Source organism: Actinoallomurus sp. NBC_01490 (genome assembly GCF_036227085.1).
Lineage (GTDB): Bacteria > Actinomycetota > Actinomycetes > Streptosporangiales > Streptosporangiaceae > Actinoallomurus > Actinoallomurus oryzae.
This window is the reverse complement of the sequence record NZ_CP109433.1, coordinates 2,469,286-2,490,686: the sequence shown is the minus strand read 5'-3', so window position 1 is coordinate 2,490,686 and position 21,401 is coordinate 2,469,286. Positions and strand designations below refer to the sequence as shown.

The 21,401-nt window shown below is 70.4% G+C and carries 10 protein-coding genes; 4 read left to right on the top strand and 6 right to left on the bottom strand.

Annotation, left to right across the window (positions count from 1 at the left end; all coding sequences use genetic code 11):
- Positions 1 to 64: 64 nt before the first annotated feature.
- Entirely contained in the window at positions 65 to 1,831 is a 1,767-nt protein-coding gene (gene uidA / locus OG417_RS12255) for a beta-glucuronidase (protein ID WP_329254362.1), read from the bottom strand.
- Positions 1,832 to 2,245: 414 nt separating this feature from the next.
- Here uidA and OG417_RS12250 point away from each other — a divergent pair, with 414 nt between their 5' ends.
- From OG417_RS12250 to OG417_RS12240, 3 genes are read left to right on the top strand one after another with little or no spacing between them, the layout of a single operon-like run.
- Entirely contained in the window at positions 2,246 to 3,079 is an 834-nt protein-coding gene (locus OG417_RS12250) for a hypothetical protein (RefSeq protein WP_329254359.1), read from the top strand.
- On the top strand, positions 3,076 to 4,008 hold the full coding sequence (locus OG417_RS12245; protein ID WP_329254356.1) for a hypothetical protein: 933 nt from the start codon (positions 3,076 to 3,078) through the stop codon (positions 4,006 to 4,008). Before OG417_RS12250 ends, OG417_RS12245 begins: the two co-directional genes overlap by 4 nt.
- A complete protein-coding gene (locus OG417_RS12240; RefSeq protein ID WP_329254353.1) occupies positions 4,008 to 6,257 on the top strand; it encodes a hypothetical protein in 2,250 nt (749 codons plus the stop codon). The genes OG417_RS12245 and OG417_RS12240 overlap by 1 nt, the downstream gene beginning before the upstream one ends.
- A 1,141-nt stretch (positions 6,258 to 7,398) precedes the next feature.
- Here OG417_RS12240 and OG417_RS12235 read toward each other — a convergent pair.
- A complete protein-coding gene (locus tag OG417_RS12235) occupies positions 7,399 to 8,520 on the bottom strand; it encodes a hypothetical protein (RefSeq protein WP_329254350.1) in 1,122 nt (373 codons plus the stop codon).
- 31 nt (positions 8,521 to 8,551) lie between these two features.
- Positions 8,552 to 12,214, bottom strand: a complete 3,663-nt coding sequence (gene fxsT / locus OG417_RS12230) for an FxSxx-COOH system tetratricopeptide repeat protein (RefSeq protein ID WP_329254347.1) — start codon at positions 12,212 to 12,214, stop codon at positions 8,552 to 8,554.
- A gap of 372 nt (positions 12,215 to 12,586) precedes the next feature.
- Between fxsT and OG417_RS12225 the strand changes: the two genes are divergently transcribed.
- On the top strand, positions 12,587 to 13,795 hold the full coding sequence (locus tag OG417_RS12225; RefSeq protein WP_329254344.1) for an FxsB family cyclophane-forming radical SAM/SPASM peptide maturase: 1,209 nt from the start codon (positions 12,587 to 12,589) through the stop codon (positions 13,793 to 13,795).
- On the opposite strand, the gene OG417_RS12220 is transcribed toward OG417_RS12225, so the two are convergent.
- Genes OG417_RS12220 through OG417_RS12210 form a run of 3 tightly spaced genes read right to left on the bottom strand, consistent with a single transcriptional unit; the run spans position 13,785 to position 21,280 of the window.
- On the bottom strand, positions 13,785 to 18,671 hold the full coding sequence (locus tag OG417_RS12220) for a DNA repair ATPase (RefSeq protein WP_329254341.1): 4,887 nt from the start codon (positions 18,669 to 18,671) through the stop codon (positions 13,785 to 13,787). The genes OG417_RS12225 and OG417_RS12220 overlap by 11 nt on opposite strands.
- Positions 18,668 to 20,674: an SPFH domain-containing protein gene (locus tag OG417_RS12215; RefSeq protein ID WP_329254339.1), complete on the bottom strand. Its 2,007-nt coding sequence runs from the start codon at positions 20,672 to 20,674 to the stop codon at positions 18,668 to 18,670. The genes OG417_RS12220 and OG417_RS12215 overlap by 4 nt, the downstream gene beginning before the upstream one ends.
- Before the next feature lie 27 nt (positions 20,675 to 20,701).
- On the bottom strand, positions 20,702 to 21,280 hold the full coding sequence (locus tag OG417_RS12210) for a hypothetical protein (RefSeq protein WP_329254336.1): 579 nt from the start codon (positions 21,278 to 21,280) through the stop codon (positions 20,702 to 20,704).
- Positions 21,281 to 21,401: the final 121 nt, after the last annotated feature.

The following is a 21,401-nucleotide window of genomic DNA, read 5'->3' as shown; positions in this document are numbered from 1 at the left end:
GGACGTCGGCGATGGCGGCGAACAGGTGACGGTGGACGAGCTAATGCTTATTAAGGGGAATTGCCTAACGGTCGGCGCCCGTCCAGCGGCGGCGCAGGGCGAAGGCGGCGGCCTTGGGACGGCGGTCGCGGGTGAAGACGCCCTTCTTGTTGCCGTCCACGCGGTTCACGCCGTAGCCGGTGGCGAAGTCGGCGAAGTTCCAGACGTGCTCGCCGACGACCGCGTCGATCCGGTCGAACACCCGGTGAAAGGTCTCCAGCAGCTCCACCTGGTAGTCCTCGGTCCAGGTGCCGGCCGCGACCGAGCGCACGCCGGCGACGGCGTCCGCGCCGTACTCCGTGACGATGATCGGCTTGCCGTGCCGCCGCACCCACTCCCGCAGCTCGGCCTCCAGCTCGCGCTCGGCCGTGACCAGGTCGCCCGTGTCGACGTACCAGCCGTTGTAGCGGTTGAGGCAGATGACGTCGAACAGGTCGCTGATCACGTCACGGTCCGGAGGAAGCTGGACCTGGGCGAAGCAGACCGGCCGGCTCGGGTCGGCGGCGCGTGCCGCGCGGACGAGCGGCTCGAAGTACGGGCGCGCCTCGGGCCGGGCGGAGTCGGGTTCGTTGGCGATGCTCCACATGACCACGCTGGGGTGGTTCTTGTCGCGGGCGATCAGCTCCCGGATCGCGCGCAGGTGCGCCTCCTGTGTGGCGTCGCCGACGGCGGCGAAGACGTGCGCGGGGTCGCCCGGCACCAGCGTGTGGGCGATCTCGAAGTTGAGCCCGACGGCCGGCGTCTCGTCGATGACGACCACGCCGTGCCGGTCGGCGTACTCCAGCACCTCCTCGGCGTACGGGTAGTGCGAGGTGCGGAAGGAGTTCGCGCCGATCCAGTCCAGCAGCGCGAAGTCGTGCACCATGAGCACGTCGTCGTGGCCCTTGCCGCGCACCGCGTTGTCCTCGTGCTTGCCGAAGCCGCGGAAGTGGAACGGCTCGCCGTTGACGAGGAACCGGTCGCCGTCCACCCGCACGTCGCGCAGGCCCACCGGCAGGACGTACTCGTCGGGGTCGTCGCCGGCCGTATGGACCGTCAGGCGGTGCAGGTGGCCGTGGCCGGGCCGCCACAGCGTCGCGTCCGCGACCTCCAGCGTGCCCTCGGCGGCGGTGGCGCGCGCGCGTTCGGTGCCGTCGGCGTCGGCGAGCACCACCTCGGCGACCCGCCCGCCGGCCACGTCGACGCGGTAGCGGACCCGGGCGTCGGCGCCGTCCACCTCCGTCGTGACGGTGATGTCCTCGACGTACACGGGAGGCGTGGTGTACAGCCAGACCGTACGGTGGAGCCCGGCGTAGTTGAAGAAGTCGTGGAAGTACCGCTGGCGGCGGCGCCCGTCCGGCAGGACGTCGACGATGCCGGGCGGGATGGAGGTCAGGTCGAGCCGGTTGTCGACCACGACGGTCACCCGTGCGGTCTCGCCGAACCTTACGTGCCCGGTGACGTCGCACTCGAACGGGGTGTAGCCGCCCTCGTGCCGCCCGACCTCGACGTCGTTCCACCAGACGACGGCGCGATGGGCGGCCGCGTCGAAGCGCAGCACGACGCGGCGCCCCTCCCACCGGGCCGGCACGCGCACCTGGCGCTGGTACCAGACGTCACCGACGTGCTCGTGGGCGTCGCGGGTGGCGGGCACGTCGTTGTAGCTCGCGGGCACCGGCATCTCCGACGCGTCGGGCAGGTCGCCGCGCCACCACTCCTCGACGCGTCCCCGGTCGCCGGGGTCGAAGGCGAAGGCCCAGAGCCCGTCGAGGCGGACGCGTTCGCGGCTGGCGGTCTCCTGAGGACGGAGCACGGGTGCCTCCGGTGGCGGTCGGGGCGGGTCCGGCACCCGAATCTAACCCACCGGCTCGTCCGGCCCCGGCGTCGCGCGGCGTGCCGCGCACCGGTGGTGGCGGACGGCGAGCAGGGCGGCGGCCCGGCGCGGCAGCGGGATCGCCGCCGGACGCCGGCCACGCCGTCGGCGCGAGCGTGCCCCGGCGGGCGCCATTCCACCCGCATTTAGGACATACCGAAAATGGCATTTCAATGCGGGCGACGAGCACGGCCCGCGCGTTGCCGAGCGCCCGGCCGAAGGGCGTCCGCTATTGCAAATGCAGCGGCAGCAAAACCCCACCCAGGGGAACCGATAGAGATTCCGTTAAGCTTCTTATCTTGCTGCTTCTTCGACGTTATCGTGGTTTGGGGTCGGCAAAGGGGGAGTCCTCACATGCGGCGGCAGACCAGGTGGTTGATGGTCGCCGCGCTGCTGGGAGAGACCGTCTGCGGCCTGGGCGCCTCCCCCGCCCGTGCCGATGCGACGGGAGACGCCCAGACGCTTTACTGCGCAAAACCGGAAAATACGCGTCCGCTTGTGGACACCGCGGTGGCCCTGGGCATGGCCGACTCGGGAACTCACGACAAGCCGCTAAAGGTCAACGGACGCGATTTCACGGTCACGGACTGGAGACGGACCTTCCCCGCCGATTTCGGTCGTGCCTGTGCGGCGCTCGTCGCGGTCCGGAAGTTGCCGAAGACCTCCAGCGGCTGGACCGGCGATCTGGTCAAGACGGTGATCGGGCTGATTCCCGTCGCCGTCGGCGCGCTGCTCGCGCTGGGCTCCGGCCTGCTGACCACACGGAAGGCGAGCGCCGAGAGGGAGGCGGGAGAGCTGCACGCCGCGGCGACGGCGTACGAACGGGCCTGCCGCGACTGTCTGATCGCGTGGCGCCGGGGGCAGGGACGGTCCCTCGAAGCGGCCATGGACGCGCCGCTCAGCGGGCTGCTGGCCGAGCTCCAGCGCTGCAAGAGCCGTCATCCCCGGTGGAGGCTCGAACGCCTCATCACCGCGATCAGAGGTCTCGACCGGGACATCCGCGAAGCCGACTGGCCGACCGAGACCGAGGCGCTGAGACACCTCACGCAGCGGCTCCTCGATCGGCTGGAGGCACGGCACGCCGACGTCATGGGAGTCGTCTCCCGGCTGGACCGCCCCTGGCGGCGGCACGGACCGGTGCCGGCCGAGCAGGCCGGACCCGCCGAAACGCCGCCGGACGCGTCATGAGCGACCCCTCGCCGAACCAACGCGTCAATCCCTTCCGCAGGGACGAGGCGCTCACCACGCCCAATCCGCCACTGAAGTGCTCCCATGACGAGCACTGCACGTGCCATGTCGACATCGACCACGCCAACGAGAGTTACGAGTTCTTCCAGACCGCGCTGAAGGGCGTCGGGACGCTACAGGAGGCCGGCCTCTTCGTCGCGGTGGGCGGCCCTACCGGCTGCGGAAAGACCTCGTTGGTCAACCGATGTGCCACCTGGGCGCGAAAGAGGCTGGAGAGCGAGAACACCAAGACCCTTCTGCTCAATTTCAGTGGCCTCGAACGCGACGGTCAGACCATCGAGCGGCGCGTCCGCAAGGTGGGCACCAGGATGTACCAGGAGGTCTCCTCGACCCAGCAGCTCGTCACGGCCGACCTTCCGCAGATCGACCGGAAGATCGACCTCGAGGAGCTCACGTACGCGCTGAGCAGGGCGATGGCGCCCGATACCGTCCTCATCGTCATCGCCCCACCCGCCGAGCGCGCCGACGAGGTCGCCGCGTACTGGGCGGGCACCCAGCAGAAGATGCTCGTGTTCTCCGAGTCGTCGGACGAGGGCCTCCATCGACGCAAGAACGAATGGAAGATCAACAATGTGGCGCAGCCGGTCTACCTGAGGACCGGGCCCCTGCGACCGGGCGACGGCGTCGCCTTCCGCAACGCCAGAATCAATATTCCGGGCCGGGGAGAAACCTTTCCCGATCTGGACCCCGACGCCATTGACGAATTCACCGGAGGTCGAGACTTGTCCATTGGATCCGTGCAGACGCTGCTATGGATGATCTACGAACATTATAAGAATAATCCGTGGCCGACTGGAGATATAGTAAGACGGCGCGACTTGACAAGCTTCATCGAGAAGGATCTAGAGGGGCGGGCGGGAAAATTGTGATGAATGCCCCTAATGCACGCGACGAGCAGTTCATTGACGACAACCCCTTCCCCCGCCCCTCGGCCGACCCGTGGGAACTCGGCGTCGACGTGGTCAGTGTGCCGACTCCCGCGATCGACGAGGCGATGCGGTTGCTCGACGCCCACCTCGCCGAGGACGGCACCGAGGGTGTCGTGCTGGCGGTCTCGGGCGACTACGGCACCGGCAAGACCCATCTGGCCGCGCAGTTACTCCGCAAGGCACGCTCGCTGCCCGGCGACGAGGCGCGCTACGCCTATGTGGGCGCACAGGAGGGCGGAGGCGGATTTCACACCCTTTATCGCGGCAACTTTCTTGCAACTTTCAACCGGGACGACGTGATCCGCCATATTCGCGAATACTACGCACATATCGTGGCGGACTCCCTTGAGAACACCGGATTCCCCGCTCAGGTCACCCGGCGCCTGCGCGAGCTGGAGATCGATCCACAGCATTTCGTCACGCAGTTCAACCTCGCCGAGAGCACCTTCCTGCAACGGCTCAACGCGGATCTGGCGAAGGTCACCCGGAATGAGGAGTACGGCACCGCGCTCATGCTCCTTCTCCGCAACGATCTGGCCGATCAGGTCTGGGAGTGGCTCCGCGGCGAGGAGCCCGATCCCCTGCTCCGCGAGCGGGGCATCACCAGCCGGATCGACGACGAGCCCCGGGCGCTCGAGGCGATGGGCGTGCTGGCGCTCCTCTACCGCGGCCGGTCCCGCCACTTCGTCCTCGTCTTCGACGAACTGGAGAAGGTGCTGCCCAGTTCGAGCCGTCCACCCGCGGAGACCATCGCGGCCTTCCGCGCGCTGACCGATCTCGCGACGCGGCAGGGGATCTTCCTCGTGCTCTGCGGCCTGCCGGAGTTCTTGGAGGCGATCGGCCAGAACAACACCGAGCACACCATCACGGCGACGATCTCCACCGACGACGGTCTGTCGACGGACCAGGTGCTCACCTACATCAGGGGGAGCATGGCGTCCACGCGTTACGGGCCGGGGCTGGGCCCCTTCAGCGCGGACATCGTCCAGTTCATCTCTCTGCTCGCCGGAGGCAACGCTCGCCGGGTCGTCCAGATCTGCCAGTCGTGCTACCGCATGTCCCTCGAGAGCCGCCGGGTCGACCGATCCATGGTCCGCCGAGCGGCGAAGGGCAGGTCCGAGGTCGTCGATGAGCGGACGGTCCGCCAGCAGATCGGCGGTGAGCTGCAGAACCAGGCCCGCGAGTACCACACCGATCATCCGGTCGGGGGCGAGGACGGCCCGCGGGTCCCCTACTGGGTCCCCGTCTACGACACGGGCTGCGCGATCTTCCTCACCGACTCGGTCATGGACGACACCGACGCGCAGCGGCTGATCTCGAGCGCCAGGGCGGTCCGTACGACGGCTCCCCGCGTCAGGACCGCGCTCATCGTCAACGGCTTCGTGGTGGACACGGTGCGCAGGGACCTTGAGGACGGTTTCTCCGAGCCGCCTCTCATCTATGCCAGGGAGCGGTTCTCCGAGGACTTCGAGCTCCTCCTGCGCCGGCTGACCGGACCGCTGGAGGCCACCGAGGACGAGACGGCCGTGATCCGGGCCAACATCAGCCGGCTCGCGGCGGCGCAGACCAACGCCCAGCGCTACATGGAGCAACTGGCGCTTCAGGTCCAGTCGATGCGTGACACCACCGAACGCCAGTACGCCGCCCTGGCCCGTGATCTCCAGGACCTCGATCCCGCGCGCCGCCGCCGGCCGCTGCCGGAAGACGTCGAGATGCTCTTCACCGAGGCGGTCACCGAGTTGAAGGCGCTGACCGGCCTGGACGCCGCCCTGAGCGAGATGTTCGGTGCCGAGTCGCCGGGCAGCATCACCGGCGTCCTGCTGCGGCTGCACAACAGCGAGGCCGTACGCACGGTCGGCGTCGCCAAGCTGACCGAGGCGGTGATCACGGCCTTCCGCACCGCCGTCGAGGACTGGCATGGGCAGCTGGACGGGCCGCCCAGCGCACGGCAGCTCGAACGGCTGACCGTCTTCTGCCGCGCCTTCGACACGGTGCTGGAGGATCTGCCGATCTACCAGTTGAACACGCTGGGCGACCTGCTCCCGCGGTCGTCATCGCGGACCGCGGTCATCGAACACCACACCCGCTCGCGGCGGCAGACCGACATGTACGGGCTGCTCAGCGAGCTTGGGCACCGGGTGCGCCAGGCCTTCGCCGGCGCGGGCCCCGGCGGGCTCCACGGCCACTGACGGGGCGCGCCGGGCGTACGCCGCGTTGGTGACGAGATAGAGCAGGTTGATGACCAGGATGGCGGGGGCCACCACGGCCACCGTGCCGGCGAACGCGGGTTCGAGGAGCAGCGCCAGCACGATCGCCGTGATGCCGTTCTGCTGCGCCAGCGCCAGGTACACCGTGTCGCCGGTGCTCTGGGAACGCGTCAGTGGAAGGCTGACCACCGCCTGGGCGCAGAACGCCGCGAGGCCCAGGACGAGCCCGGCTCCGGGCGAGATCCCGAGCGAGAGGATCAGGCCGAGCAGAGCGGTGGCCCCGACGAAGGCGAGGTCGACGGCGCGGTCCAGCAGCCGGCCGACGGCGAGCGGTCTGCCCGGGATGACCGGCCGGGCCACCAGGCCGATGAGGGCCACGGCCAGCATCCACACCTGCCAGATCGCGATGGCGGCCGTGCCGGCGAGCAGGAGGCAGGTGACCACCAGCCGGGGCCACGGGCGGAACCGCCGGACCCACCGGTAGAGCAGGAACACCACGCCGGCCAGCATGAGGTTGCCCAGGAGATCGAGGGCGAAGGACCCGGGTCCGCCGAGGTCCAGCGCGGCGGACGAGCCGTCGTGCCGCGCCGAGAGCGCCAGAGCCGCGACGTAGATCGTGAGGAGCGTCGTCACCGGGTCGTCGAAGGACGCCCAGGCGAGAAGCAGCCCGCGCCCGCGCGAAGACAGCCGGGAGGAACGGCCGAGGGCCACCACCGACAGAGGATCGATCTGCGCCACGGCGATGCCCAGCACCAGCGAGCCGGGCCTCGGGAAGAACGCGAGCATGACGGCGCTGATCAGCGCGGCCTTCAGCACGACGCCCACCGTGACGGCGAGCACGACCGTGCGCAGGTCCGCACGCAGATGCTTGAGGTCGATGGCGTGCGTGCTGCCATAGAGGCCGAGCGCGAGAAACGCCGTCACCACGGGAGCATAAAAACCGCTGTTGAGCAGCGCTCCGACATGCCCGAAGTATCCGCCCGCGAGAAGGCCTAATCCGACTATTCCGAGCATTAACACAAATCGCTTCGCCATGGCGCCGGACACTTCCCGCGAGCAGGGGACAAGGCAATGACGACACTGTCGTGACGAGTGTAGAATATTGTCAGACGGACGGCAATTGCTACTGTCCGAAACTCACTCCGGCGCCGATAAGGCCTGCCACCAGCTCTCCCATCGCCTGGTCGGCCTGACTCACGCGCTTCTGATTGGTGGTCACGCCGACGAGGTAGTCGCGGGGACCGAGGCGGTAGTAGAAAAACGCACCCTGTTCGACATCCAGCACGATACGCAGCATTCGGCCGCGAATCGCCTGGCGGGCGAGTTGGCTCAGCTGCCGGGTGAACATGGCGAATTCCTCGGCCATGCGCCGGTAGAGCGTCCGCATCGCCGAGGGCGGCAGATGCGGCGGCCGCAGCTCGATGACCTGCTCGTGGTCGAGGAGGTCCGCCTCGGCGAGGATGTCTCCCGTCCGGCAGTGCGCGAGGTAGATCAGCTCGTCCGGGCTCAGCAGGTCGGGCAGCCGCCCGCCCAGCGTGGACAGCGGCGAGCTCCGGAGCTGGACCGCGGAGCGAACGGCCTCCCCGCGCGCCGGCGCTTCCGGTGACGGCGTTTCCGTCGGCGATGCCTCCGCGGACGATGCTTCCGCCGACGACACCTCCGGCACCGGCGGTGCCGCCGACGGCGCTTCCACCGCCGGCATGGAGGTCTTCCAGCCACCGGGGTTCTGGGACGGGATCCCGAGCCTGTCGCGGAGGCCGTCGGCGATACCGCTGACGAACCGGTCGGCGTCCCGTACGAGATCGACGTGCGGCAGCACCCGGGTCGCCCGGCCCTTCACGGCCGCGGCGGCCCCGAAGACGATCGCCAGCACGTAGTTCTTCGGCGTCACGGACATGGAGAACATGGCCCCGCGCTCGGCGTGCAGCACCATGCGGATCAGCCGGCCCGTCTCGAGGTCGCTCAGCCGCTGGTCAAGGGCGGTCATCATGAAGGCGAGCTGCTGCGCGGCCGCCTGGTAGAAGTGACGGCGGTCCGGTGACGCGTCGGAACCGCTCGAGAAGAGCTTCGGGTCGTCGAGCACGTCCACGGCGAACTCATAGAACCCGTGGTCGTACTTGGCCAGGTAGTGCGGCCCTCCACGCCGGCATACGTAGTCGTGAAAAGTGCTGACCGTAACCGGCTCAGCGCTGCGGCTTCCCGTCCATTCATGGACGCTCGCACGGCTTGTGCGAAGGTCCCCCATTGCCGCCTCCTCAAAATCCGCTTTTTCCCCGTCAGATGGTTGGAATGTCCAGGTAAATTGCGGACGTAATGCTCGCTTCGGTCAGATCCTGACCCGTCTCGAGCGCCTCCGCGGCGATCGCGGTATAGGGGTGTTCGTCCCCCAGATAATCAAGCATGTCCGTGGCCGTCGTCTCATGCAGCCGCAGCGCCTCGTCCGATCGGCCGAGGCCGGTCAGCGCCCGCGCCTCGTGCAGCGCGGCCACCATCGCCCACGGATGCTGCTCGCCGAGTGCGGCGACGAGCCGGCTCCTCGCGTCCCGCACCGCGGCGAGGGTGTTCTCCGGCGCCTCCATCGCGCTCTCGAACAGGGCGAGGTCGAGCCGGCACAGCTGGACGAAGGGATGGTCCGGACCGTACGCGGCGGTCAGGCCGTCGAGGAGCCGCCGGCCCAGGCGCGCGGCCCCCAGATGATCGCCGGCCTCGTCGAGCTCGATCGCCTGGCTCAGCTCGGCGGCCAGGGTGCTGGGATGGTCGGCGCCCAGGACCCAGCGGTAGCCGCGCACGGCCTTCCGGATCTTCTCGTCCGCCGCGTCGATGCCCCGCTGCCGGTCGACGATCGCGAGGCTCCGCAGCAGGTCGAGCTCGCTGAGCCGGTCGGGCGTCTTCTGGTCACGGGCCTGGCCGAGGCTCACGGCGAGCAGGCGCCGCGCCTCGTTTTTCCGCCCGTTCGCGAACTTGTAGTCGCCGACCCGGCGGGCGATGCGCAGCGCGATCGGGTCGGTCTCGCCGAACTCGGCCACCTGCTGCCGCCAGGCGCTCACGGCCGTGTCCTCGGCGAGCTGGTGCTGCCCGGTGAGGAAGGCGGCCTCGGCGAGGTTGTTACGGGCGATGACCGTGTCGCGGTGCCCGTCACCGAGGAGCAGCCGGGTCTCCTCGTAGATGCCCTCGATCTCCCCCAGCGCCTGGGCGAACTGCCCCAGGCCGCGCCGGTCTCCGGTGCGGCCGCGGCCCGCGGTCAGCGCCCAGTAGCGGCCCGCGGCGTCCGCCTCGCGGAGGATCGTCAGCGCCTGCTCGCTCGCCCGCAGGGCGTCCTCGAACCGGCCGAGGTCGCGGCGGAGGTTGGCGACCTGGACGAGCAGCCGCCCCTTGAGCAGGTCGTCCGGCCAGGTCGGCAGCAGCCGCTCGATCGTCGGGAGCATGAGGCGCCAGCTCCCCCGGTCGCCGGTGGTGTACTGGAAGCGCACCTCCTCGACGAGCCAGCGGCGAGCGTGGGCGTCGAGGCTCCCGGCGGCCCCGGACGGGCCGAGATGCCGGTGGAGTTCGGAGAACACCTCATGGTGAAGGCTCACCGGGCCGTCGGCCTCGGGGGGCACGATGTCCGCCAGTGCGCAGACCGTCTGCCGCTGGCGTTCGCCCGCCTCGTCCGGTGAGAGACGGCCCCGGATGAGCTCCTGCACCCTCCGGTGCACCCGGATCCGCGGATCGCGGCTCCACTGGACGTCGGCCAGGCCGAACCGCACGCAGAGCCGCAGGAGCTGGTCCAGCACCATGCTGTCGTCGGCGATGAGCTCGGCGCCCACGGGATCGGCCGCTGCGGCGAGCCGGTCGAGGAACGACGCCGACGACAGCAGCCGGTGGCTGGCGCCCTCGGGAGCCAGCCAGGCGCAGAGCTCGAGCAGCCGGGCCGCGAGGCACCCGAGCGGGCCGTCCTCCAGCGACTCGAACGTGACGTCCAGGCAGGCCGTGGTCACCTCCGTCCCGGGGGTCCGCATCCGCTGGGCGACGCGCGCCGTGAACTCCGTCACCGCCCAGGCCGTCGCGCCGTCGGTGTCGAGCGCCCTGATGGCCAGGAGGTAGTCGACGGTCTCGCGGATCCACGCTCCCGCCAGCCTGAGCGCGAGCGGCAGGCCCTCGACGAGGCCGGCGACGGTCTCGGCGCGCTCGTCCGTCAGCCCGTCGATCCGCTCGCGCAGAAAACGCATCGCCGGGCCGGTGCCGACCGGCGCGAGCCGGTCGTCGGCGCCCTCGGCCGTACGGCTCGTGACGAGCACGTGGCCGGGGCCGCCGGACGGGATGAGGTCCTCCAGCGCGGCGAGGTCGTCGGCGTCGTCGTAGATCAGCAGCCAGTTGTCCTGCCCGGAGGAGCGCAGCGCGGCGACGACGGCCACCGCGGGGTCGCCCTCCGGCGGGATCTCCAGCCGCCGGGCCAAAGTGTTCAGGTCGAGCCGCGCGAGCTCGGGCGTGCGCGCCGAGATCCACCAGATGACCTTGTAGTCGTCGCCGAAGGCCCGGATGTAGTGCTCGACCATGGCGGTCTTGCCGATGCCCGGCGGGCCGCTCAGGACGTACGGCTCGCAGCCGTCGACGTCGCACATCAGCCGGTCGCGCATCGCGGCCAGGTCGCCCTCACGCCCGACGACCGGGCCGTCGTCGGACGGGACGTGGTTCGTGACGACACCGCGCGGACGGTCGAGCGGGTACGCGGGGACGAAGCCCACGGGCGTCGGGTCGAGGCCGCCGGACACGAGGCCGAGATGGCCTTGTAAGAGCCGGATCGCCTCGGGCTGTCCCCGGCGGGAGAGGTCCAGGGTGAGAGTCGTGTCCGGCAGCCGCTCGGCGACGCCGTCGGACACGCAGAGCACGAGGTCGGGGTCTGTGCCGGGCCGTCCGTCGGGGAGCGTCGACAGCAGGCGGGGCGATGCGATCACGATGGCCCGGCCCGTGACCGGCTCGTCCGCCGCGGCCAGCGCGACGTCGGCGCCGAGCCCCCGCAGCTGTGCCTGGACCCAGTCGGCCCAGCGCCGGTCGGACCGGTCGTGGACGATCGTGAACCGCTCGGTGTCCCGTGCTTCGTCCAGGCCCACCGCGATGCGGTAGTTCGCGCGCAGCGCGGCGGGCAGCTCGGCGTGGCCGGTGACGACGCCGCCGGAGAGCCGCTCGACCAGCCGGGCGTACGCGCGCACCACCTCGCTGCCCGGCTCCTCGGCGAGCGTGGCGAGGATGGACCGGCCCGCCTGCCGGGAGAGGAACGGGACGGCGATGACCTCCTTGCCGGCCTTGCCGGCGCCGGGCGGCGACTCGAACAGCTGGGCGAGGAAGCCCGCGTCGACCTGAGCGGTCTCCGGCCCGGTGGTGCGGGGGCCGGACTGGAGTGGCAGCAGGTCGATCCCGGCCGCCGCCTGCGTCTGGATGGTCTCGGCGAGGTTCGCCGCCTGGAGGGCCGCGAGGCGGCCCGGCCCGAACACCACGACGGCGACGTCGCTGCCCCGGGCGATGACGTCGACGATGTCGGGGTTCGGCTCGGTGGGCGCGTCGACGAGGATGTAGCGGTACGGGAGATCCTCCATCGCGTCGCGCAGCCGCTGGACGATGACGTCGACGGGTTCGGTCCAGGGCAGCCCCGGCAGCGAGTCGGCTCTCCCGGTGTCGAGGGGCGTGACCAGGTCGATCGGGCCGGCGTCTCCGGGAGGCTGGAACCGCTCGGGCCGCCAGGTGCCGGGCTCCTGCGCGGTCAGCCCGTCGAGCAGCTCGCCGAGCCGGGCGACCTCGGGCGGCTCACCGACGCTGAAGCGTTTGAAGTAGCCGCGGCCGGTGGGCCGCTCGCCGCTCCAGTCGACGACGAGGACGCGCTCACGCGCGCCCGCCAGGATCATGGCGGTGTTCGCGACGGCCGCGGTGCGGCCGAGCCCCCGCGCGGCGGAGGTGAACGTCACGCAGCGGCTGGTGTGCCGGCCGTTCACGCCGGACGCCCCGGCGTGGTGCCGCGCGCCGCCCGGGGCGGACTTTCGAGGACCGTGTCATTGATGAAACTGGCGTATCCCCGCGCGCCCTCATCGCCCTCGCGGCGTATCCGGGCCAGCGCCCAGCCCATGACCGACCCGTCCTGTTGTAGGTCCGGAGCCTCCAGATCGACCCCTGAGAGATCCACCAGAGCCGGTTGCCCGTTTCCCCGCATGCCTCCACCACCCACGCCCAGAACCGACTTCTATAATAGACACCGCTTTTTACATGCTCCCCCACTAAAGTGGTTTGTAAAGCGTCACTCGACACTATCGAGTCGTCCGACCGGACGTAGGCTCTAGATCATGATCAAGGGACTTAATGGCCGCAATCGGCCGATCGTGAAGCCCACCCCCTTCCGCCAGTTCATTCTCAAGGTGCACAGTAGGTGCAATCTCGCCTGTACCTACTGCTATCTGTACACGATGGCCGATCAGCGCTGGCGGGATCGGCCACCCGTCATGTCCGACCGAATAGCCGGGTTAGCCGCGGACCGGATCGCCGAACACGTACGTGCGCACGGGTTGACCGACATCGCGGTCGTCCTGCACGGCGGCGAACCGCTCCTGGCCGGGCCCGACCGGCTGCGCCACGTCGTCGAGGCCGTGCGCGGCGCGGTGGGCGACAGTGCGACGGTCGGCTTCTCCCTCCAGAGCAACGGCACCCTGCTCGACCGCGGGTTCCTGCACCTGTTCGACGAGCTGGGAGTCCGTGTCGGCGTCAGCCTCGACGGCGACGAGGCCGCCCACGACCGCGCTCGGCGGAGGGCGCGCGGGGGCAGCCACGCCCAGGTCACACGGGGGCTGGCCGAGCTCACACGCCCGGAGTTCCGTCACCTGTTCTCCGGGCTGCTGTGCGTCATCGACCTCGGCAACGACCCGATCGCGACCTACGAGGCGCTGCTGGCCTTCTCACCGCCCGCGATCGACCTGCTGCTGCCGCACGCCACCTGGAGCAATCCTCCGGCGGGGCCGGCGGGCGCGTACGCGTCCTGGCTGATCCCCATCTTCGACCGCTGGTTCCACGCTCCGGTGCGCGAGACGCGCATCCGGCTGTTCGAGGAGATCATCAATGTGCTGCTCGGCGGCTCCTCCGCCGTGGAGGGAATCGGGACGAGCCCCGCCGCGATGATCGTCGTGGAGACCGACGGGCAGATCGAGCAGTCGGATATCCTCGCCGCGGCTTTCGACGGCGCCGCATACCTCGGCCTGGACGTCGTGGACGACGATTTCGACGCCGCGTTACGCCATCCCGCCACCGTCGCCCGTCAATTAGGCACGACCGGAATACCCGGGGAGTGCCGCCCGTGCCGCTGGGCGGCGGTATGTGCGGGCGGGCATTATCCCCATCGTTATCAGGACCAAAAAGGGTTCGACCACCGATCGGTTTACTGTTCCGACCTTTTCGCGCTATTCGACCACATCCGTACGGCACTGGTGGACGAACTCGCGGTGCGCGCCGGGGCCTCCCGTCCACCGGCGCTCCACGGCTCTCCGCTGACCGTCATCCCGTAGGCGAGCCGTCCGGGTGGCTCGCGCGGTCGATCGCGGTCTCCACTCCGGCGATACGGTCGGCGAGCAGGCCGAGAGCCCCGACCGCCCGGCTCATCGGATCGTCCTCGGCGCCGCCCAGCGCCTGGGAGCGCACGAACGCCGCCTTCACCTCCGCCCAGCGCTCGCGTCGCTCGGCCGTCAGCGTGCCGCGCAGCTCGGCCAGTTTCAGCAGGTTCGCCTCGGCCCCGGAGGCCAGCGTCTGCGCCTCACCGAGGTAGTGGTCGTCGATGACCGCCTCCAGCTCGGCGTCGTTCATCGCCGGCACGATGCGTTCGGCCAGCTTGTTCATGTTGCGGTAGGAGCCCTGGAGCTGGAACGGCGGCTCGGTCCGCGACGCGTCGCTTCGCGCCGCCGAGGCGATGTAGGCGCGGTTGCACGCGAGCACCACCTGCCGTACCCGCAGCAGCCTGCGCAGAACGGCCGTGATCTGCTCGACCTCGGTCGCCGAGTACGGGTGGACGAGCCGGTCGGGCACGGCCGTGGAGTCGCCGCGCGCGAGGCGTACGAACAGCTCGACGTCGGCGCGGTCGCGGGTGGACAGCGGGGCCAGCACCGGGTTGGAGGTCAGGGCGTTCTCCACGTAGCTGAGCGCGAACAGCTCCTCGCGTCCGGACAGGACGTCGCCCAGGTTCCACACGTCGGCGCGGTTGGCCAGCATGTCCGGCACGCGGAACCTGCGGCCCGACTCGGTGAACGGGTTGCCCGCCATGCACACCGCGAACCGCTTGCCGCGCAGGTCGTACGTGCGGGTACGGCCCTGCCAGACGCCCTCGATGCGGCGCTGGGCGTCGCACAGGGAGATGAACCGCTGCAGCAGCTCCGGTGAGGTGTGCTGGATGTCGTCGAGGTACAGCAGCACGTTGTTGCCCATCTCCAGCGCGAAGGAGATCTTCTCGACCTCCTGGCGCGCGGTGGCGTTCGGCGCCTCGGCCGGGTCCAGCGAGGTGACCGACTGGCCGAGCGCCGGCCCGTTGACCTTGACGAACATCAGGCCGAGCCGCCCCGCGACGTACTCCATCAGCGTCGTCTTGCCGTACCCGGGCGGGGAGATGAGCATCAGCAGGCCCATCTGGTCGGTGCGCTTGGCGTCGCCCGCCGCGCCGAGCTGCTTGGCCAGGTTGTCGCCGATCAGCGGCAGGTAGACCTCGTCCAGCAGGCCGTTCCGCACGAACCCGCTCATCACCTTCGGCCGGTACTCCTCCAGCCGCAGCCGCGACCGCTCCGCCGCGACCAGCTCGCCGCGCCGCTTCTGGTACGCGCGGTACGCGGGCACGTGCTCGGCGCGGAACCGGCGGGTGCGGGTCAGCACCTCGTCGAGGCGGAGCTCCAGCCGCCGGGCGGTGACGCGCGGATGCGTGCCGAGCAGGCCCTCGACCGTCGTGGTCAGTGGCGCGGAGGACTCATGGCGCGGCAGCGACCCGCACAGCTCGATCGCCACCGCCTCGGCCAGGTCGTCGCCGGCCGAGCCGGTCGAGGACACGTACGCGCTCAGCCAGGCCTCGACGAGTTGGCGCCGGGCCGCCAGGTCATCGCCCAGCTCGCGCAGGTCGGCCGCGTACCCCGGATCGTCGCCGAGCGCCCGCCGGAACCCCTCGAGCAGGGCGCGCGCGCCCGCACCGGTGACGAAGCCCTCCGGCGCGGCGGCCAGCTCCTCGACCAGGTACTCCCCCGCGAGCTCGGGCGGCCCGGCGTCGAGGGCGGAGGCCGCGATCGCCGTGGTCAGCTCGGCGCGCAGCTCCGCCGGCGCCGCCGCGTCGCCGAACGCGGCACGCGCACGGGCGAGGGACCGGGCCCGCGCGGCCCAGGCCGTACGGGCCTCCTTCGTGGTGCCGTGCGCCCAGAACAGCTGGGCGGCGGCCCGCGCGGCCGGCGGGTAGCGCAGCAGCCCCGCACCGTCGTGCAGCCGCAGCAGCGCCTGAAGGATCAGGGCGGCGTCGCGGTCGTGGACGCCGCGCTCGTAGCCCTCGTCGTAGCGGGTCTCGGCCACGCGCCGCACCTCGGCGAGCAGGCCGTCGCCGGACCCGGCCGCGCGCCGCAGCGCGGGGAGCGACGGGCCGGTGAGCAGGTCCGCGGCCAGGTACTCGGCCCGGTAGACCTCGGGCGTCTCGGAGACCAGCGGCTGATCCCAGTACGGCCGGGTCGCGGCGAAGTCCGGGTCGCGCACCGGCACCCGGTAGTCCGTCGCGGTCACGGCGTACGCCATGCCGCCCTCGTACGGCACGAGGGTCAGGTCGAGGGGCTGGGCGTTGACCGCGAACCGGTGCCGGCCGAGGCGGATCGTCTGCCCGCCGCCCTCGTACAGGTCGACGCGGTCGCGCAGGGCGCGGCCGGCGTCCTGGCGGGCGGCCTTGAGCCGCCCGTCGAGCTCCTCCGCGCGCACGGAGTCGCCGAGGTCCCGCAGCTGATCGGCCACGCCGCGGACCTTGGCCACCATCGGGTCGGCGGCGAAGTAGGTGTTGATCTCATCGAGGGAGTCCAGCTCCGCGACGCGCCGCTCGATCCCGGCCAGGATGCGCTCCGCCGACTCCGCGAGCCGGTCCGCGCGGCGCACCTGCTCGTCGACGAGCGCCTGCTTGCGCGCGGAGAAGGCCTCGTAGACCTCCTCGCGCCTGGCGGACAGCTGGGCGACGAAGTCGTCGAACTCGGCGAACCGCGACTCGAGGTTCTCCAGCTGGAGCATCATGCGGCCGAGCTGGTCGTCGCAGTGGCCGGGAGAGTCGGCCATCGCCAGCGCCGCGGTCACGGCCTGGCCGAGCAGCGCGAACTCCGCGGCGAAGGCGGCACGGCCCTCGGCGTCGAGCAGTTCGCGGCGGCGGGCGGTCAGGCTCGCCTGGGCCTGGTTGATCTCGGCGAGCGCCTCGCCGATGCGTTCCAGGATGGAGGTGCGGACGCGGGCGTCGGCGACGTCGAGCGAGCCGACGACCTCGGTGAGCGTCTCCAGGCCGTGGGTCTGCTCGGCGAGCCGTTCGCGTACGGGATCGGCCTCGGCCGCGGTCGTGATCGCCTCGGCGTCGGCGGCGATCCGGCCGATCCGCTCGTGGTATCCGGTGAAGGCGTCCGGCCCCTGGAGGAACGCCACGGCGCGCCGGCCCGTCGTGGTCAGCTCCTCGCCGAGCCGCCCGGCCAGCGCGTCGATCCCGTCGGTGTCCGCGTACCGCATCTCGCGCAGTGTCTCGAGCCGGCCCTGCGAACGGCGGAGCTCGGCGAGCCGGCTCACCCATGCCTCGGCGGTGGCCGGCGACTCACCCCTCGTCTGCCGGATCAGCGCGGTGATCCGCTCCTCGGCATCGGCGAGCGCGCCGGACGCCTGCGCGGTGAGCCGCTGGACGTTCTCGTACTCCTCCAGGACCTGCTCGGCGGTGGCGCGCACGCCGTCGAGCGGCTCGCGCAGGCCCTGCTCGCCGAACCAGAAGTAGCGGTCGGCGGCCCGGTCGCAGGACGCGATCAGCGCCTCGAGCATCGCCTCCGACGGCGCGGTCTCGGCCACCGTACGGGCGATCGAGAGGGCGTCGGAGATGCCGCGGACCAGGTCGGCGTTGCCGACGCGCTCCAGCGGCCCGGTGCCGACCGGCTGCGTCGCCGCGTACGTGTCCGACACGTAGGGGGTCTGCCACACCTGCATCTGGTGCACCCGGGTGGGCTCGGCCGAGTCGGCGCGGAACGAGATCATCGTGCCGTCGTCGAACAGCGAGTAGCCGTGGCAGGTGATCGGGGTGGCGACCTCCTTGCGGATCAGGTTGTACGGCAGCAGGAGGTACCGGCCGGCCTCGCGGGCGTGGAAGACGTAGAGCGCGTCCTCTCCGTTCGGAGACCGGATGACGCGCTCGTACTCCAGCCGGTCGGTGGCGGTGTCGAAGGTCTTGACCGCCCCGGTGACCAGGTAGTAGCCGCCGGGGAAGATGATCCCCTGGTCCTCCGGGAGCCGGCGGCACGCCTGGCCGATGCCGTCGAGCCGTACGACGGTCCGGGTGCGGGTGTTGAAGACCAGGTGCCGCCGGTCCTCCTCCTTGTACGGCCGCACGCGCAGCAGGATGAGTGCGCCGACGCGGGCGTAGTCCACCTCGGCGTCGGCGAGGCTCTGCAGCGGCTCGGCGACCGGCTCACGGTAGATGCCCTCGCCGGTCTCGGTGTTGTTCTCCAGCTTGACCGTCAGGTCGCCGCCGACGGTCTCGACGAAGACCTCGTCCTCGATCGAGATGTGCGGGTGCCGGCCCAGGACGTGGTCGTCACGGGTGGTCTCGGTCCAGGTGAAGTCGTGCGACGGCGGGAAGACGTGGTCCGGCTCGCCCAGGTTGTCCTGGTAGACGACGGTGCCGTCCGTACCGGTCTTCCACCGGAGCACGCGCGTGTCGTGCTCGGCCTCCAGGCCGGTCTGGAAGACGGCCAGGAGCCTGCCCTCGACGTGGCGGAGCTGGAGCAGCCGGCTGTCGCGGTAGTAGCGGTACAGCTCCGTGAAGTCGCGCTCGAACTGCGGGTCGCGCAGCAGGCCGGACTCGGCGGGCTCGAACCGGAACTCCTCACCGTCCCGGACGAACCGGTGCAAGGCGAACACGTCGTCCACCGACGTCTCCGGGCGGAGCCCGATGAAGACGTTGTAGCCGAACAGCAGCAGGTCGCCGACGGCGGCGACGTCGCGGGGAACGCAGTTGTTCTCGGTGCGGATCCGCTCGGCGCCGACGAGCCGCAGCTCGGCGCCGCCGAAGGTCTCCACGCGCCGGGCGTTCAGCGCCTCGGCCCGGCCCGCCAGCGCTTCGGCCTGCTCGCCGAGCCGGGCGCGGAGCACCTCGTAGGTGCCCGCGTCCAGCTTCGGCTCAGGCTTCTTCTCTTCTGTCGTCACTGGTCGATGACGGCCACGGAGGAGACGGCGGCGTCGGCGACGCCGAGGCGTTCGGCGTGGTCGAGCAGTTCCTGCGCCTTGGCGCCGTCCGTCCCGCCGCCGCGGATCCGCTGCATGAGCAGCGCGGACAGGGTGAGGTTCTTCACGTCATCGGTGCTGACCGAGCCGAGGAGCCGGGTGAGGTCCTCGGGCAGGCTGCGGTCGCCGTTCAGCCACGGCCCGACGAGGCTCCGCGCCACGTCGGAGTGCTCGACGAACCCGTCCATGCCCTTGCCGACACTGATCGCGCCGACGACCTTGTCGAAGAAGGTGCTCTCCCCGCCGACGATGTCGATGTCGGCCTTCTCCAAAGCGGACGCCAGTACTGTTGCTTGTTCGCTGGCGACCTCGCGCTGGACGTCGAGGCCGGCCATGCGGATCTCCTTCTCCGCCTCCAGCCGCAGCCGGTACTCCTCGTGCCCCCGGGTCGCGTCGTCCATCGCGGCCATGCCGGCGGCCTTGTCGGTGAGGCCCTCCGCCTCGGCCTTGAGCTTCTCGCGGATGCCGTCGGCGGCGGCGAGGGCCTTCTGGCGGTCGACGGCGGCCTCGGCGTTGCCGACCTTCTCGATGGCCTCGGCGTCCCGCTCGCGCACCTGGACCTCGGCCAGGCCCTCCGCCGCGGCCTCGGCCTGGATACCCTCGGCCAGCCGGATCTTGGCCTGGGCGTCGAGCTCGGCGGTCTTCTGGCGCGCCTCGGCGAGCAGCAGCTCCTGGCGCGCCTGGAACTTGGCCGCCTCCTCGGCGGCCTCGGCCGCCTTGATGTCCTTGACGAGGTTCTCCTGCGCCTCCGCCTCGGCCTGGATGACCAGGGCCTGGCGCGTCCGCTCGGCCTCCTCGACGAGGCGGAGCTTCTTGATGTTCTCCTCCTGCTCGGCGACCGTCTTCTCCACCGCGATGCGCTCGCGGATGACGTCGGCGATCTCCCGCTTCTCCGCCTCGACCTCCTTGTTCTTGGCGATCCGGGAGAGCTCGGTCTCGCGCTCGCGGGCGATCACCTCGAGCATGCGGTCCTTCTCGATGCGCTCGGTCTCCACCGCGATGACGCGCTCGCGGTTCTTCTCCGCGACGGCGATCTCCCGGTTGCGGTTCTCCTGCTGGATGCCGAGCTGTTCGTCGGTACGGATGTGCGCGCTCTGGGAGGTCAGCCGCTCCTCGGCCTGCACCTTGGCGATCTCCGCCTCCTCGCGGGCCCGGATCGTCTCGATCTCGCGCTTCTTCTTGACCTCGGCCTCGGCCTGCCGGCGTTCGAGCTCGAGGATCGCCTCACGCGCGTCGACGTTCTGCCGCGTGATCTCCTTCTGCTCGTTCCGCTGGTACTCGTTGGTGCGCACGTGCTCGATCGCGGTCAGCTCGGTGATCTTGCGGATGCCCTGCGCGTCGAGGATGTTCGTGGGGTTGAGGCTGTCCAGCGGCGTCTGCTCGAGGTGGTCGATGGCCGCGTCCTCGAGGTGGTAGCCGTTCAGGTCGGTGCCGATGATCTGCACGATCTGGTCGCGGAACTCGTGGCGGTGGGTGTACAGGTCGACGAAGTCCATCTGCTTGCCGACGGTCTTGAGCGCCTCGGAGAACTTGGCGTTGAACAGGGTCTGGAGCGTGTCCTCGTGGCTGGCGCGCGCCGTGCCGATGGCCTGGGCCACCTGGATGACGTCCTCGACGGTCTTGTTGACCCGGACGAAGAACGTGATGCGGATGTCGGCACGGATGTTGTCCCGGCAGATCAGCCCTTCGGCACCGGAACGCTCGATCTCGATGGTCTTCACCGAGATGTCCATCACCTCGGCCTTGTGCAGGATCGGCAGCACGATCGCGCCGGTGAACGTGACGTGCACCTTCTTGATCTTCGAGACGATCAGCACGTGCCCCTGCTCGACCTTGCGGAACAGCCTGAGCATGACGATGACGCCGGCGAACACGAGCAGGATGGCGGCGAGCAGCACGCCGAGCCCGATGAACAGCGAATCCATCAGTGGGTCCTTATTGCGGGAGTTGGATCAACGAGGTGAACGGTGGGGGTCGAGCTCCGCGTCGTACGGCATCACCCAGAAGAACTCGCCCTCGGCGTCGTAGTCGAATATCAGTGCGGTGTTACCTGCTTTGAGGGCGGGTTCGTCGTCTCGGTTCCGCTGCTGCCGAACCTGGATCACGGCGGCCGATCCGTCGGCGGCCCGCACCACGGCCTGGCCGAAGGCGAGATCCACCCGCCCGGTGCTGATCACGCACATCCGTCCGACGAAGTCCCGCCGGGTGGGCACGGCCTCCTCGGCCATCATTCGCCCGAGCGGGCGCATGAGCAGGCGGGTGACCAGGGCGGACAGCAGAACGGCGGCGACGAGCACACCGGCGGAGGGCAGCACGCCGGACAGGTCGCCACGGCGCAGCAGCACGGCGCCGGACAGGGTGGCGAACCAGGCGATCGCGACGAGCAGCGACACCCTGACGGCGACGACGGCGCCGGCCAGCGCGTCCAGCACCCCGGACGCGACCAGCGTCCAGTAGAGGAGAACCACAAGCAGGAGAACACCGGGAATGGCCGCCGGAAAACCCAATGCCGCCCGTAGGAATTCCGTCATCTCTCGCGCCTCCCCCGGCATACCTGTCGTTGTTGCCGACCAGGCTTCCCGGCGCTCCGAAGCGGAACTCTACGCCCAAAAAAGAAGGCGTTAATGTGATTTATGCAACATGCGGCGTTCG